The organism is Leclercia sp. UBA2479, from assembly GCF_002341985.1.
Taxonomy (GTDB): Bacteria; Pseudomonadota; Gammaproteobacteria; order Enterobacterales; family Enterobacteriaceae; genus Enterobacter; species Enterobacter pneumoniae.
Window position 1 is genome coordinate 121992 of record NZ_DDPB01000002.1, and the last position, 15838, is coordinate 137829.

Sequence of the window (15838 nt, forward strand, 5' to 3'; positions counted from 1 at the left end):
TGACTCCTCAGGCGATACGGGCAAGTGTGGCGGGTGAAAGGGCATGGCAGAAGCTTTCGACATCGCTGACCCAGCCAAAAAAGGTTTCGATATTGAACAGCGCGGCCTCTTGCGCAAATGCAGGGCCCGCCTGGTGGGTCGCGTCCTCCAGCACAACGCCGAAATATTCGAGGAAAAAGCCGTCGCGCAGGGTCGACTCCACGCAGACGTTGGTCGCGATTCCGGTAAAGACCAGATGACGAATGCCCCGGCTTCGCAGGATGCTGTCCAGCGGGGTGTTGAAAAAGCCGCTATAGCGCGGTTTTGGCAACACGATATCGCCGGGCTGAGGCACCAGCTCATCCACGAGCTGGTAATCCCAGCTCCCTTTTGCCAGCAGCTTGCCCTGCAGTTCAGGCCGTTTGCGCATGGTTTTCAGGGCGTTCGATTTGTGGTAGTTGGGGGAGCCGGGGCCGCCCGCCTCGACGTACTGCTCATCCCAGCCGTTCTGGAACCAGATGATCAGCATCCCCGCTTCTCGTGCGGCGGTGACGGCGGTATGAATGTTCTCAATCACAGGCCGGGTGGTGGAGACGTCAAATCCGGCCAGATCGAGATAGCCTCCCGGGGTGGCGTAGGCGTTCTGCATATCCACCACAATCAGGGCGCTCTGCTGCGGCGCAAAGGTAATCGCCTCCGGGCGTGCAGGTAAGGTTGTCATTACGCGACCTCCCGGGTGGTAGCCGGGACATTCGCCCGACACTGCATCAGGGGCTGAATGCGTTCCCCGAAGGCCTCGATGCCCATCAGAAAATCGTCAAAGGTAAGCAACACCCCTTCGGCACCCGGAACGCTGGCAACCTCGTCGAGCATTTTCGCTACGCTGGCGTAAGAGCCAACTAGCGTGCCCATATTGATATTCACCGCTGAGGTGGGGTCGGCCATCTGGCGCACATTGGTGTCGGTGCCGGAGCGGGTGTCTTTCTGGCTCTGCTCGGTGAGCCAGCTCAGAGCCTCTTCGTCTGCCCCTGCTTTATAGTGTTCCCACTTCGCCCGTGCAGCCTCGTCGGTTTCATCAGCAATCACCATAAACAGGACGTAAGAACCCACGTGGCGCCCGGTTTTCTCGGCCGCCTGCTGCATGCGAGCGGCCGTCGGCGCGAAGGCACTCGGTGTATTGACCCCTTTGCCGAAGCAGAAGTTAACGTCCGCATGCTCGGCGGAGAAGGCCATGCCCGCATCGCTCTGTCCGGCGCAGATCACCTTCATTGGCACCTGCGGCTGCGGGCTGACGCGACAGTCGTTCATGGTGAAGTAGTCGCCCTTGAAATCGCTTTTCCCCGTGCCCCACAGGTCGCGCAGGACGGTGACATATTCGGTCAGGTAGTCGTAACGTTTTGAGAAGTACTCGTCGCCCGGCCAGAGCCCCATCTGCTCATATTCGGGCTTCTGCCAGCCGGTGACCAGATTCACGCCAAAGCGTCCACCGGAGATAGAGTCGATGGTTGAGGCCATCCGCGCCACAATGGCCGGCGGCAGCGTCAGGGTCGCGGCGGTCGCGTAAATCTGGATGCGGGTGGTCACCGCCGCAAGGCCCGCCATCAGCGTGAAGGAGTCCATGTTGTGATCCCAGAACTCGGTTTTACCGCCAAAACCGCGCAGCTTGATCATCGAGAGGGCAAAATCAAAATGATAGTGCTCTGCTTTTTGCACAATCGCTTTGTTCAGCTCAAAGGTCGGCAGGTACTGGGGGGCATGGGTGGAGATCAGCCAGCCGTTGTTGCCGATAGGGACAAATACGCCAATTTTCATCACAAACCTCTCTTACTCTGTATGGGGTGAAAGTCAGACGTGGCGCTGCATCCTGCATCTCCTCTTCAGCCGCGTACTCCTGTTTTGCAAAGGCGATGCCAGTTTTGAAAAGGTTAATGTTATTAGTGTGTTAAAAGTAAGTTGATAAAAAAGGCATTTGAAAAGTGGACTAAACGGTCAAAAAGTCTGCACATAAATCAGGCAGTCATGCGCGATCGCGGTGCAGAATATCGTGTCATGTCAGGGGTTTTGCTATGCTGTTGGCAAAGAAAAAGGAGTGAGCACATGGCACAAGGCGCAGTGAAGGGCACCGGTAAGCGGTCGCAGGCGGTGAGCGCAAAGAAAGCGGCGATTCTGGCGGCGGCGCTTGAGACCTTTTCCCAGTTTGGCATCCACGGTACTCGTCTCGAACAGGTTGCTGAGCTGGCCGGGGTGTCGAAAACGAATCTGCTCTATTACTACCCGTCTAAAGAGGTGCTGTACGTGGCGGTATTACGCCAAATTCTTGACGTCTGGCTGGCACCGCTGAAGGCGTTTCGCGAGGAGTTCACTCCGCTGGTGGCCATCTCGGAGTACATTCGCCTGAAACTGGAAGTGTCGCGTGACTACCCACAGGCCTCCCGGCTTTTCTGTCTGGAGATGTTGCAGGGCGCTCCGCTGCTAAAAGAAGAGCTGACCGGGGGCGTGAAAGCGCTGGTGGATGAAAAATCGGCGATTATTGCGGGCTGGGTGGCCAGCGGCAAACTGGCGGCGGTGGATCCGCACCATCTGATCTTTATGATCTGGGCCGCGACCCAGCACTATGCTGACTTCTCGGCGCAGGTAGAGGCGGTGACGGGCAAGACCTTACAGGATGAGGCGTTCTTCCAGCGCACCGCCGAAAACGTACAGCGGATGATTATTGAAGGGATCCGCGTGCGTTAGTTGGCCGGGGGAAGCGGGCAGCTCAAATCGCCCTCTTCACACTGCATCAGGCTGGCGAGCATGGCTTCGCGCTCGCTGGTCTTCTCGGTAAGGCACTGATTGATGATCATGGGCTGTACGGAGCCGCCCTCGGTGCCAGAGCCGATAAAGGCGCAGTCAGCGTCGCGCAATTTAATCCACGCCAGTTGGGCGTTTTTCAGCAACCCTTGCTGAGCGCCAGCCGCACGCTTCATTGCTGCCTGGTATGTCTGGTTCAACTTACTATCCGCCTCCTGATACTGTTTTGCCGTGCAGATATTCAGATCCAGTTGTGTCGTCGCGTTTGCGCACTCATCCGCCAGCGCACTGGCGCTTAACAGCAACGCGGTGCCGGCGATCAGTAAAGATTTCATGTTTTCTCCCAGGGCCTAAAACGAAAAAAGCTCCGTTACCGGAGCTTTTATTAGCATAGCGTTAACCGATTGTCATCAGGCTTGCGTTGCCCCCGGCTGCGGCGGTGTTGACGCTGAGCGAACGCTCAACGTACAGACGCTCCAGCAGCAGATTCGTTTCACCGCGGGCGAAGCCCTGCACCGAAACAATCGCCCCTTCGCGGGCCGCAACCTCTTCGCAGAGTTCACGCAGCTGGTCAGAGTCGCCGTGGTAAATCACCGCATCGAACGGCTGGCGGGCCAGCTCCTCTTGTTTTGCAAAGTGGATCCGCTCGCTGACCGCCTTAGGCAGCTGTTTGGCCATGTCGCGGTGCAGGCCATCTTCTGGCCACAGCACTTCACAACCCGTTGCCAGCGCACCGGCCAGCTGGACCAGGGCATCCTGCTCGTTATCCGCCACACAGAGCACACGCTCACGCGGCATCAGCGTCCAGGTGTTGCGCTCCCCGGTTGGGCCCGGAAGCAGACGCTGCGTACCGGCCTGCGCCAGCTCGCCATACTGCAGGCACAGGGCATGCAGTTCCGGGCGTTTCTCTGCCCAGGCTGCCAGCGCCTCCAGAGGACGGGTAAGGACGGTTTTCACCTGGGTGTCCACCGCGTACTGCGCATCCTGACGCGCCAGGGTTACACCCAGTGCGTTCTCCGGGCGGTTCGCCAGCAGACGATAAAGGTACATTGGACCACCGGCTTTCGGACCGGTACCCGACAGGCCTTCACCACCAAACGGCTGCACGCCGACCACGGCACCGACCATGTTGCGGTTGACGTACAGGTTGCCCACTTTGGCGCTGCCCGTCACCTGCGCGATAGTTTCGTCGATACGGGTATGCACGCCGAGGGTCAGACCGTAGCCGGAGGCGTTGATCTGTTCAATCAGCGCGGCAAGGTTATTACGGCTGTAGCGCACCACGTGCAGCACCGGGCCGAAGACCTCTTTTTTCAGCTCATCGAAGCTGGCGAGCTCAATCAGGGTCGGTGCCACGAAGGTACCGGTTTTCCACTCACGGGCGTCGTCGCTATTTTCACGGACGGCCTGGTAGACCGGGCGGCCTTTAGCACGCATCGCCTGAATGTGATTTTCAATGTTGGCTTTCGCTTCGGCATCGATGACCGGCCCGATATCGGTGGTGAGACGACCCGGGTTGCCCATGCGGCACTCGGCCATCGCACCACGCAACATTTTCAGCGTATGGTCGGCAATGTCGTCCTGCAGGCAGAGAACTCGCAGGGCGGAGCAGCGCTGACCCGCGCTGTCGAAGGCGGAGGAGAGCACGTCTACCACCACCTGTTCGGTCAGGGCAGAAGAGTCGACAATCATGGCGTTCATGCCGCCGGTTTCCGCAATCAGCGGCGTCGGGCGGCCCTGTGCGTCAAGACGGGTAGCAATGTTGCGTTGCAGCATCGAGGCCACTTCAGTGGAGCCGGTAAACATCACGCCGCGCACCCGAGTGTCGGCGGTGAGCTGAGCACCGACGGTTTCACCGCGTCCTGGCAGCAGCTGCACCACGCCCGGCGGCACGCCCGCTTCCAGCAGAATAGAGATGCCCTGTGCCGCAATCAGCGGGGTCTGCTCAGCCGGTTTTGCCAGGACGCTATTGCCTGCGGCCAGCGCGGCGGCAATCTGGCCGGCGAAGATCGCCAGCGGGAAGTTCCACGGGCTGATACAGACGACCGGCCCCAGAGGACGATGCGTTTCGTTATCGAAATCATCGCGCACCTGGCCTGCATAGTAGTGCAGGAAATCGACCGCCTCACGCACTTCGGCGATAGCATTACTGAAGCTCTTGCCCGCTTCGCGCACCAGGATGCCAATCAGCTGCTGCATCTGGTCTTCCATCAGCACCGCGGCGCGCTCCAGAATGGCGGCACGTTCCTGCGGCGGGGTGGCGAACCAGATCGGGGCGTTATTCACTGCGCTATCCAGCGCCTGGTTAACTTCCTCTTCGGTGGCTTCACGCACATAGCCAACAATATCTTTTGGCTCTGCCGGGTTGAGCACCGGCTGCATATCACCGTCAGCCACCGGCTGTTCGAGGATCGGTTTGGCCTGCCATTTATGCAGGGCGCTGTTGAGCAGGGAAGAGGAGAGGGAGGCCAGACGGTGTTCGTTCGCCAGGTCCAGACCCGCGGAGTTGACGCGACCTTCGCCGTACAGATCGCGCGGCAGGGCAATTTTCGGATGCGGCAGGCCAACCTGACCCTCCTGCGCGGCCATTTTCTCTACCGCCTGTACCGGATCGGCCACCAGCTCATCCAGCGGCAGGGTGGTATCGGCGATACGGTTAACGAAGGAGGTATTAGCACCGTTTTCCAGCAGACGACGAACCAGATACGCCAGCAGCGTTTCGTGGGTGCCGACCGGAGCATAAATGCGGCATGGACGGTTGAGTTTTCCTTCCGCCACTTTACCGGTGACCTGCTCGTACAGAGGCTCACCCATGCCGTGCAGACACTGGAACTCATACTGACCCGGGTAGTAGTTCTGCCCCGCCAGCTGATAAATCGCCGCCAGCGTGTGCGCGTTGTGGGTCGCAAACTGCGGGTAGATCAGATTGGGCACGCCAAGCAATTTTTTCGCACAGGCAAGGTAAGAGACATCGGTATACACCTTGCGGGTATAAACCGGATAGCCTTCCAGCCCTTCCATCTGGGCACGTTTGATTTCGCTATCCCAGTAGGCGCCTTTCACCAGACGGATCATCAGGCGGCGACGGCTGCGCGAGGCCAGGTCAATCAGGTAATCAATCACGAACGGACAGCGTTTCTGATAGGCCTGAATAACAAAGCCGATCCCGTTCCAGCCCGCCAGCTCTGGCTCAAAGCACAGTTTTTCCAGCAAATCTAATGAGATCTCCAGACGATCGGCCTCTTCGGCGTCGATGTTAATGCCGATGTCATACTGCCGCGCCAGCAGAGTCAGGGATTTCAGACGGGGATAGAGCTCTTCCATTACGCGGTCGTACTGCGCGCGGCTGTAGCGCGGGTGCAGCGCCGAAAGCTTAATCGAGATACCCGGGCCTTCATAAATGCCGCGCCCGTTGGAGGCTTTACCGATGGCGTGGATCGCCTGCTGATAAGAGACCATATAGGCCTGCGCATCGGCGGCGGTCAGGGCCGCTTCGCCCAGCATATCGTAGGAGTAGCGGAAGCCTTTATCTTCCAGCTTGCGGGCGTTCGCCAGTGCTTCGGCGATGGTTTCGCCGGTCACAAACTGCTCGCCCATCAGGCGCATCGCCATATCCACGCCTTTGCGGATCAGCGGTTCGCCGCTTTTACCGATAATACGGTTAAGGGAGCGGGAGAGGCTGGCTTCGTTGTGGGTAGAGACCAGGCGACCGGTAAACAGCAGACCCCAGGTGGCGGCATTAACAAACAGCGACGGGCTACGGCCAATGTGTGACTGCCAGTTGCCGTTGCTGATTTTGTCGCGGATCAGGGCATCGCGGGTGGCTTTGTCCGGAATACGCAGCAGCGCTTCGGCCAGGCACATCAGGGCGACACCCTCCTGAGAGGAGAGGGAGAACTCCTGCAGCAGGCTCTGCACCATGCCGGCACGGCCGCTGGCGGTTTTCTGATTACGCAGCTTCTCGGCCAGCTGGTATGCCAGGTTATGCGCCTGCGTCGCGATCGGCTCGGGCAGGCGGGCCTGCTCCAGCAGCATCGGCACGGCGTCGGTCTCTGCACGGCGGTAAGCGGCAGTGATGGCGGCACGGCTGACAGACTGCGGCAGGATCTGCTCGGCGAACTCCAGGAAGGGCTGATAGCTCTCTTCCGCTGCGTCGGCCGTCTCGTCGCCCTCGTTAGCTGCGCCGTTCAGCAGGGCCGGCAGCTCCGGTAACCCCTCTTCGCTCTCCAGTCGCTCCAGATAATTAAAAATGGCCTGCTTAATTAACCAGTGCGGCGTACGGTCAATGCGGGTCGCCGCGCTCTTAATCCGTTCGCGGGTTGCGTCATCCAGCTTAACCCCCATGGTGGTCATGCCCATGCCAAAACTCCTGTTGTTCTTTAATGATGTTCTAACGTTTCGAGAAATATCCACCATGTTGCAACTTTGTGCAACCGTGTTAATTGTGACAGGGCTTGCAAGCTGAAAAATGAATGGATTGTTAACGACTGGTTAGCTGAAAAAAGAGGTAGCCGGCGGCGGCTAAGGCCCGTTTTTATGCGGTGCTTAACACTTTTACAAGGTGCAACCCGTAAAAGCGTGAGCGAGTGCAACCTATAGGAAAGACCTATAAATTCTGGGATGAATTCGGTGTAAATGCAGTGTTAAATCGTTTGTGTGCGAGCACTGCTTACGGCAGGATACGCGCGGCCAACAGAAATAGAGATCATCATCACGTTCCGATGATGCAATAACAAGACAATCCGGATGATTGTCGCAGAACATTTGCGGAGTAGTTATATGGCAATAAGCACACCGATGCTGGTGACCTTCATCGTTTATATTTTTGGCATGATCCTTATTGGCTTCCTGGCCTGGCGATCTACCAATAGCTTTGATGATTATATTTTAGGTGGCCGCAGTTTAGGGCCGATGGTGACAGCACTCTCAGCGGGCGCCTCCGACATGAGCGGCTGGCTGCTGATGGGCCTGCCGGGCGCCATCTTCATCTCTGGTATTTCAGAAAGCTGGATCGCGATTGGTTTGACCGTCGGGGCCTGGATCAACTGGAAGCTGGTGGCGGGCCGTCTGCGCGTGCATACCGAAGCCAACAACAATGCGCTAACCCTGCCGGACTACTTCACTGGCCGCTTCGAAGATAACAGCCGCGTGCTGCGCATCATCTCGGCGGTGGTAATTTTAGTGTTCTTCACCATCTATTGCGCTTCCGGCATCGTGGCCGGTGCGCGTCTGTTTGAAAGCACCTTCGGTATGAGCTATGAAACCGCGCTGTGGGCCGGTGCCGCAGCGACCATCCTCTATACCTTTGTCGGTGGGTTCCTGGCCGTCAGCTGGACTGATACCGTGCAGGCGAGCCTGATGATCTTCGCCCTGATCCTGACGCCGGTCATTGTGATTATCACCGTGGGTGGGTTTGGCGATTCGCTGGAAGTGATTAAGCAAAAAAGCATTGAAAACGTCGATATGCTGAAAGGGCTTAACTTCGTCGCTATCGTCTCCCTGATGGGCTGGGGGCTGGGCTATTTCGGTCAGCCACACATTCTGGCGCGCTTTATGGCGGCGGATTCTCACCACACCATCGTGCATGCGCGTCGTATCAGCATGACCTGGATGATTCTCTGCCTGGCGGGTGCCTGTGCAGTAGGCTTCTTCGGTATTGCTTACTTCAATAACAATCCGGCGCAAGCGGGCGCGGTGAACCAGAACGCCGAGCGCGTATTCATTGAGCTGGCGCAGATCCTCTTTAACCCATGGATTGCCGGGATTTTACTGTCCGCTATTCTGGCCGCGGTGATGTCCACCCTGAGCTGCCAGCTGCTGGTCTGCTCCAGCGCCATTACTGAAGATCTCTATAAGGCTTTCCTGCGTAAAGGGGCAAGTCAGAAAGAGCTGGTATGGGTAGGGCGCTTTATGGTGCTGGTGGTGGCGCTTATTGCCATTGCGCTGGCGGCAAATCCGGATAACCGCGTACTGGGTCTGGTGAGCTACGCCTGGGCGGGCTTTGGTGCCGCTTTCGGCCCGGTAGTCCTCTTCTCCGTACTCTGGTCGCGTATGACCCGTAACGGCGCGCTGGCGGGGATGATCATCGGTGCGGTTACCGTTATCGTCTGGAAACAGTTCGCCTGGCTGGGCCTGTACGAAATCATCCCGGGCTTTATCTTCGCCAGCCTGGGTATTGTGATCTTTAGCTTGCTGGGCAAAGCGCCATCTGCGGCCATGCAGAAACGCTTTGCTGAAGCGGATGCCCATTACCACACGGCACCGCCGGTTAAGCTGCAGGCGGAATAAGCCTGACGCACGCTCTCTAAGCCGGGTACGCCCGGCTTTTTTATTGCTAAATTTTCTGTTTTACGTTGATATCTCAGGGCTTATAACAATGAGGATAGCAACCATGATGTTCAAAACAGGGTTAATGGCAGGCGCACTTTTACTGCTGGCTGGCTGCAGCGCACCGTCGCAACATGCGGCGGTAGCGGAATGTAAAGCCGATAACCAGATGCAGCAAACCACGCTGTATTTCGGGCTTAACCGCCCGGCAGGGGCAGAGATTACCGGTGCGGAGTGGCAACAGTTTGTCGATCAGGACGTTACCCCACGTTTTCGTGATGGCTTAACGGTGTTTGATGCACGTGGGCAATGGCTGGGGAACGACGGGAAAGTGGCGCGGGAGCCGAGCAAGGCGCTGATGCTGATTCACGGTAAAGACGCGCAGAGTGAGAAGAATATTGAGGCGCTGCGGGGGATTTATAAATCACGCTTCGCCCAGGAGTCAGTGATGCGTATTGACCAGCCGGTGTGCGTACAGTTTTAACGAAAAACGGCGGGATACCCCGCCGTCATGACTTACAGCACCAGGCCGGCAAAGCTCGCCGAGAGCAAGCTCACCAGCGTCGCACCGTAGACCAGGCGCAGGCCGAAGCGTGATACCACGTTGCCCTGCTGCTCGTTCAGCCCTTTAATTGCCCCGGCCACGATACCGATAGAGGCAAAGTTGGCGAACGAAACCAGGAACACCGACAAAATGCCCAGCCCGCGCGGCGTCATCTCTGCGGCAATTTTTTGCAGCTCGATCATCGCCACAAATTCGTTCGCCACCAGCTTGGTGGCCATAATACCGCCTGCGTGCAACGCATCGCTGAGCGGGATGCCTACCAGCCAGGCCAGAGGATAGAACACATAGCCCAGGATCTGCTGGAAGCTTAAACCAAAGATGCTGGAGAAGAGGGCGTTGACGGCGCTAATCAGTGCAATAAAGCCAATCAGCATCGCCAGAATAATCATCGCCACTTTAAAGCCGGCCAGAATATACTCTCCGAGCATTTCGAAGAAACTCTGGGATTCGTGCATCTTTTCCAGCTTAATATCCGGCTCAGCTTCCGGGCGCGTCGGATTAATGACCGACAGAATGATAAAGGTGCTGAACATATTCAGAATCAGCGCCGCCACCACATATTTGGCCTCCAGCATCGTCATATAGGCGCCCACGATCGAGAGCGAGACGGTCGACATGGCCGTGGCCGCCATCGTGAACAGACGACGGGAGGAGAGATCGCCTAACACCCCTTTATAAGCAATGAAGTTTTCTGACTGGCCGAGCGTAAGAGAGCTGATCGCGTTAAACGACTCCAGCTTACCCATGCCGTTCACTTTTGCCAGCGCGCTACCCAGCAGGCGAATAAAGATCGGCAGAATGCGCCAGTGTTGCAATATCCCAATCAGGGCGGAGATAAAGACGATGGGGCAGAGCACGCCAAGGAAGATAAAGGCCAGCCCTTTGTCACCCATACCGCCAAAGACAAAGTTGGTGCCCTCGGCGGCATATTTCAGCAGCGTTTCAAAGAAGCCCGAAACATATTTAATAATGAACAGGCCGCTTTCGGCATGCAGGAAAAAGAACGCCAGCGCTATTTCGATCACGATGAGCTGTAAAATATAGCGGATACGAATTTTACGGCGATCGAAACTGACCAGCCACGCCAGCGCCAGGATAACCACCAGGGCCAGCAGGAAGTGCAAAATAGTAGACATATTTAATAATCAGCAGGTTTTCGAGGCGCACATTTAGCCACAGCCGCGTTTAAGGGTAAATGGACTTTTATTCATGAGCTTATAAAGCCGTTAGTTAACAGGGTAATGATTACCCTGCAAGGGGTTTACATCCTGTCATTAAAACGCCGCATATTTCGCTTGTATTTCTTCATGCCGTAATGATAATCACTATCACATGAATTTACCTTTCTTTGCATCAATTGACGGCGATAAACATTTAAGGTGTCGGCATGTTTGTTCCATTTCTCATTATGTTACGTGAAGGCCTTGAAGCGGCCTTAATTGTCAGTCTTATCGCCAGTTACCTGAAACGCACCCAACGCGGGCGCTGGATTGGGGTGATGTGGATTGGGGTTTTCCTCGCCGCAGCGCTCTGCCTGGGGCTGGGCATTGCCATCAACGAAACCACCGGCGAGTTTCCGCAAAAAGAGCAGGAGTTATTCGAAGGCATCGTGGCGGTAATTGCCGTGGTGATCCTCACCTGGATGGTGTTCTGGATGCGTAAAGTGTCCCGTAACGTCAAAATTCTGCTGGAGCAGGCGGTTGATAGCGCCCTGCAGAAAGGCAATCATCACGGCTGGGCGCTGATCATGATGGTCTTTTTCGCCGTCGCCCGCGAAGGGCTGGAGTCGGTCTTTTTCCTGCTGGCGGCATTCCAGCAGGACGTGGGTATCTGGCCGCCGCTTGGCGCGGTACTGGGGCTGGCGACCGCCGTGGTGCTCGGTTTTCTTCTCTACTGGGGCGGCGTGCGTCTGAACCTCGGCGCCTTTTTCAAATGGACCAGCCTGTTTATCCTGCTGGTGGCCGCCGGGCTGGCGGCGGGGGCTATCCGCGCTTTCCACGAGGCCGGGCTGTGGAATCACTTCCAGGATGTGGCTTTTGACCTGAGCACTATCCTCTCTACCCACTCACTGGCGGGAACGCTCCTTGAAGGCATCTTCGGTTATCAGGAGACGCCGAGCGTCAGCGAAGTGGCGATCTATTTTATCTATCTTATTCCGGCGCTGGTGCTGTTTTTTATGCCATCACGCCCCAGCACGCAACCGACGCGGACTGCGCTGTAACGTGCTTTGTTTAGTTACAACATACTTATTAACGGGAAGGGTCATGGCTATTCAATTTCGTCGTACCGCGTTACAGGCAGGTATTGCCGCGCTGTTGTCCTCTGCGTTTTATGTGCAGGCAGCCGATATTCCACAGGTGAAAGTCACCGTCAATGACAAGCAGTGTGAGCCGATGACCCTCACGGTCAATAGCGGCAAGACACAGTTCCTCATTCAGAACCATAGCCAGAAAGCGCTGGAGTGGGAGATCCTGAAAGGGGTGATGGTTGTGGAAGAGCGTGAGAACATTGCCCCAGGCTTTAGCCAGAAGATGACGGCCAACCTGGAGCCGGGTGAGTATGAGATGACCTGTGGCCTGCTGACCAACCCGAAAGGCAAGCTGATTGTTAAAGGCGGTGCCACTGCCGAGGCGGCGAAAGGGGAGGCCTTACTAAGCCTGGGCGACGCCATCACCGCCTACAAAGCTTATGTGACGAAAGAGACCGCCGACCTGGTCGCCGGGACCAAAGCCTTCACCGATGCGGTGAAAGCGGGCGATATCGAAAAGGCCAAATCGCTGTATGCGCCTACCCGTCAGCATTACGAACGTATTGAACCTATCGCTGAACTCTTCTCCGACCTCGACGGCAGCATCGACGCCCGTGAAGATGATTTCGAGCAAAAAGCGGCCGATCCGAAATTCACCGGCTTCCACCGTCTGGAAAAGGCGCTGTTTGGCGATAACAGCACTAAAGGGATGGAGCACTATGCCGATCAACTCAATAGCGATGTGCTGGAGCTGCAAAAACGCATCAGCGAGCTGGCATTCCCGCCATCTAAAGTCGTGGGCGGCGCGGCAGGCCTGATTGAAGAAGTCGCGGCCAGCAAAATCAGCGGTGAAGAAGATCGTTACAGCCATACCGACCTCTGGGACTTCCAGGCGAACGTGGAAGGCGCGCAGAAGATTGTCGACCTGCTGCGTCCTCAACTGCAAAAAGAGAACAGCGCGCTCCTGACGAAGGTGGATGCCAACTTCAAAAAAGTGAACACCATTCTGGCGAAATACCGCACCAAAGACGGCTACGAGACCTATGAAAAGCTGACCGAGGCGGATCGTAATGCCCTGAAAGGACCGATTACTACTCTGGCGGAAGATCTGGCTCAACTGCGCGGCGTGCTGGGTCTGGATTAAGCATCATGAACAAGCACGATGAGTACGACGTTGCCCAGCCTTCGCGGCGTCGGTTGTTAAAAGGGGTCGGCGCGCTTGGCGGCGCGCTCGCTCTGGCAGGGGGTTGCCCGGTAGCGCATGCGGCAAAACCGCAAAGCGCGCCGGGGACGCTCTCCCCGGATGCACGCATGGAGACGCAGCCTTTCTTCGGTAAACATCAGGCGGGTATTCTTACGCCGCAGCAGGCATCGATGATGCTGGTGGCTTTTGATGTTCTGGCCAGCGATAAAGCCGATCTGGCGCGTCTGTTCCGGCTGTTAACGGCCCGTATCGACTTCCTGACGACGGGCGGCCCGGCCCCCGATACCCAGAATACACGCCTGCCGCCCATGGATTCCGGTATTCTGGGGGCCTATATTGCCCCGGATAATCTGACCATTACCGTCTCGCTGGGCGAATCGCTGTTTGATGCACGCTTTGGTTTGCAAAAGCTGAAGCCTAAGGCGCTGCAAAAAATGGCGCGCTTCCCGAACGATTCGCTGGATGCCGCCCTCTGTCATGGTGATGTCCTGCTGCAAATTTGCGCCAACACCCAGGACACGGTGATCCACGCGTTGCGCGATGTGATCAAACATACTCCGGACCTGCTGAGCGTGCGCTGGAAACGGGAAGGGTTTATCTCCGATCACGCGGCGCGCAGTAAAGGCAAAGAGACGCCGGTTAACCTGCTCGGTTTTAAAGACGGGACTGCCAACCCCGACAGCAGCGACAATGTGCTGATGAACGAGGTGGTATGGGTCACAGCGGATCAGGGCGAACCGGCCTGGGCCGTAGGCGGCAGCTATCAGGCGGTGCGTATCATTCAGTTCCATGTGGAGTTCTGGGATCGTACGCCGCTGAAAGAGCAGCAGACCATCTTTGGTCGCGATAAACAGAGCGGGGCGCCGCTGGGAATGAAAAACGAGCACGATGTGCCGGACTACGTCCACGATCCCGACGGGGAGACTATCGCCCTCGATAGCCATATTCGTCTCGCCAATCCTCGCACCAAAGAGACCGCCTCCAGCCTGATGATGCGCAGGGGATACAGCTATTCGCTGGGCGTGACCAACTCGGGGCAACTGGACATGGGGCTGCTGTTTGTCTGTTACCAGCACGACCTGAATAAAGGCTTTTTAACCGTACAAAAGCGGCTAAATGGCGAAGCGCTGGAAGAGTATGTGAAGCCTGTTGGCGGCGGCTATTTCTTCGCGTTACCGGGTGCCCTGGATAAAAATCACTACCTCGCTCAGGGTTTACTCGAAGCCTGAATAACTCTCCCGCATCGTGGTGCGGGAGAGCTTTTTTTACTATGATCTTCCTGATGTTATAATTTTGTAATAATTCTGAATGACACTGTGGTCTGCTGCAGGGCGACTCTAAAGTTGCATTCAGGTAAAATAAATGTTGCATTTGTTTTAAATCCTGATGTACTTATTCTAGGAAAGCGGTAAATCCCGGCAGTGATGTCTTTCACTATGGAGATCGCGAATGGTAGGGTCCTGTACTGGACAAGGTAAACGCAATAACCGCAGCACCCGACGCGGAGGCCTGGACTCCGACAGCGATTTCTTCACCACAAAAAACGCCCCCACCAACGTAAATCATGATTTTTCCCACGTGCCGAACGGTGCGCGTAGCCGTTCGGCAATGTCCAACAACCAGGCAAGCTATGGCTTAAAAGGAAGCCAAACCTCAGATGTTTGTGCGCATAATCGCGCCGGCAACGGCGTGTGTGATGAATACCAACAACTCAAGGTGCTATCCATGGGAAGACAAAAAGCAGTGATCAAAGCTCGTCGTGAAGCAAAACGTGTGCTGAGACGAGATTCACGCAGCCATAAACAGCGTGAAGAAGAATCGGTCACCTCGCTTGTGCAGATGAGTGGCGTTGAAGCAATTGGCATGGCAAGGGACAGCCGTGATCTTACTCCTGTTGTGGCACGCAATGACGCTCAGGCGCAGTACCTGAATGCTATTGAGAGAAAATCGCTTATCTTTGCAACTGGCGAAGCCGGATGCGGTAAAACCTGGATAAGCGCCGCCAAAGCGGCGGAGGCTCTGATCCATAAGGACGTAGACAAGATTATTGTTACTCGTCCTGTGCTGCAGGCCGATGAAGACCTGGGCTTCCTGCCAGGCGATATCTCGGAGAAGTTTGCGCCTTACTTCCGGCCGGTTTACGACGTGCTCGTTAAACGGTTGGGCGCTTCCTTTATGCAGTACTGCCTACGACCAGAAATTGGCAAGGTAGAAATCGCGCCGTTCGCCTATATGCGCGGACGTACATTTGAAAATGCGGTTGTGATTCTCGACGAGGCTCAGAACGTGACCGCTGCGCAAATGAAGATGTTTTTAACGCGCCTCGGGGAGAACGTGACGGTCATCGTTAACGGTGATATTACGCAGTGCGATTTGCCGGCGGGCGTTCCGTCGGGATTAAGCGATGCGCTGGCACGTTTTGAGGAAGATGAGATGGTGGGTATTGTCCGCTTCACAAAAGACGATTGCGTACGATCGGCTTTGTGTCAGCGAACGCTGAATGCGTATTACTGAGTTCGCTGTTCTGTTCAAGGCCCGGGAAACCGGGCTTTGTTTTTTTTGGGAGGGGGATAGATTCGATGCGCGCTCAGTCTGTCCAACTGGCTGCGCCAGTTGTCGAACCCCGGTCGGGGTTTCTCATCCCCCCCGCAGGCGTGCAATATGCGAAAAAAAAGCCCCTACTTTCGTACGAGCTCTTTCTCAAATATGGCGGTGAGGGGGG

Annotated in this window: 12 protein-coding genes; 7 read left to right on the forward strand and 5 right to left on the reverse strand. The window is 56.5% G+C overall.

Features of this window, described 5'->3' with window-relative positions:
- Positions 1-7: 7 nt before the first annotated feature.
- Both rutB and rutA read right to left on the reverse strand, forming a co-directional pair.
- Entirely contained in the window at positions 8-700 is a 693-nt protein-coding gene (gene rutB / locus B3B59_RS01700) for a pyrimidine utilization protein B (RefSeq protein ID WP_040076228.1), read from the reverse strand.
- Positions 700-1791, reverse strand: coding sequence for a pyrimidine utilization protein A (rutA, locus tag B3B59_RS01705; protein ID WP_286777842.1), 1092 nt, complete (start codon positions 1789-1791; stop codon positions 700-702). The genes rutB and rutA overlap by 1 nt, the downstream gene beginning before the upstream one ends.
- A 285-nt stretch (positions 1792-2076) precedes the next feature.
- Between rutA and rutR the strand changes: the two genes are divergently transcribed.
- Positions 2077-2715 (forward strand): HTH-type transcriptional regulator RutR, encoded by a 639-nt coding sequence (gene rutR / locus B3B59_RS01710; protein WP_040076226.1) that lies wholly within the window; start codon positions 2077-2079, stop codon positions 2713-2715.
- Here the strand turns inward: rutR and B3B59_RS01715 are convergent.
- The gene (locus tag B3B59_RS01715) at positions 2712-3107 is read right to left on the reverse strand and encodes a lysozyme inhibitor LprI family protein (RefSeq protein WP_046886636.1); all 396 of its coding nucleotides are present in this window, start codon (positions 3105-3107) and stop codon (positions 2712-2714) included. The genes rutR and B3B59_RS01715 overlap by 4 nt on opposite strands.
- Positions 3108-3168: 61 nt before the next feature.
- Complete coding sequence (putA, locus tag B3B59_RS01720) at positions 3169-7131, reverse strand: trifunctional transcriptional regulator/proline dehydrogenase/L-glutamate gamma-semialdehyde dehydrogenase (protein WP_286807979.1); 3963 nt, start codon at positions 7129-7131, stop codon at positions 3169-3171.
- Between the two features lie 420 nt (positions 7132-7551).
- Between putA and putP the strand changes: the two genes are divergently transcribed.
- On the forward strand, positions 7552-9060 hold the full coding sequence (gene putP / locus B3B59_RS01725) for a sodium/proline symporter PutP (protein WP_207293447.1): 1509 nt from the start codon (positions 7552-7554) through the stop codon (positions 9058-9060).
- Positions 9061-9163: 103 nt separating this feature from the next.
- Complete coding sequence (locus tag B3B59_RS01730; RefSeq protein WP_046886633.1) at positions 9164-9583, forward strand: DUF3574 domain-containing protein; 420 nt, start codon at positions 9164-9166, stop codon at positions 9581-9583.
- Positions 9584-9615: 32 nt separating this feature from the next.
- Here the strand turns inward: B3B59_RS01730 and B3B59_RS01735 are convergent, their stop codons facing one another.
- Entirely contained in the window at positions 9616-10800 is a 1185-nt protein-coding gene (locus B3B59_RS01735) for a NupC/NupG family nucleoside CNT transporter (RefSeq protein WP_046886632.1), read from the reverse strand.
- Positions 10801-11051: 251 nt separating this feature from the next.
- On the opposite strand from B3B59_RS01735, the gene efeU reads away from it, so the two are divergent.
- From efeU to phoH, 4 genes are all read left to right on the forward strand, one after another.
- Complete coding sequence (gene efeU, locus B3B59_RS01740) at positions 11052-11885, forward strand: iron uptake transporter permease EfeU (RefSeq protein WP_286807980.1); 834 nt, start codon at positions 11052-11054, stop codon at positions 11883-11885.
- A 43-nt stretch (positions 11886-11928) separates the two neighbouring features.
- Positions 11929-13056 (forward strand): iron uptake system protein EfeO, encoded by a 1128-nt coding sequence (efeO, locus tag B3B59_RS01745; RefSeq protein WP_286807981.1) that lies wholly within the window; start codon positions 11929-11931, stop codon positions 13054-13056.
- 5 nt (positions 13057-13061) lie between these two features.
- Entirely contained in the window at positions 13062-14345 is a 1284-nt protein-coding gene (efeB, locus tag B3B59_RS01750; protein ID WP_286807982.1) for an iron uptake transporter deferrochelatase/peroxidase subunit, read from the forward strand.
- Between the two features lie 496 nt (positions 14346-14841).
- Positions 14842-15630, forward strand: a complete 789-nt coding sequence (gene phoH / locus B3B59_RS01755; RefSeq protein WP_040078532.1) for a phosphate starvation-inducible protein PhoH — start codon at positions 14842-14844, stop codon at positions 15628-15630.
- Positions 15631-15838 lie beyond the last annotated feature (208 nt).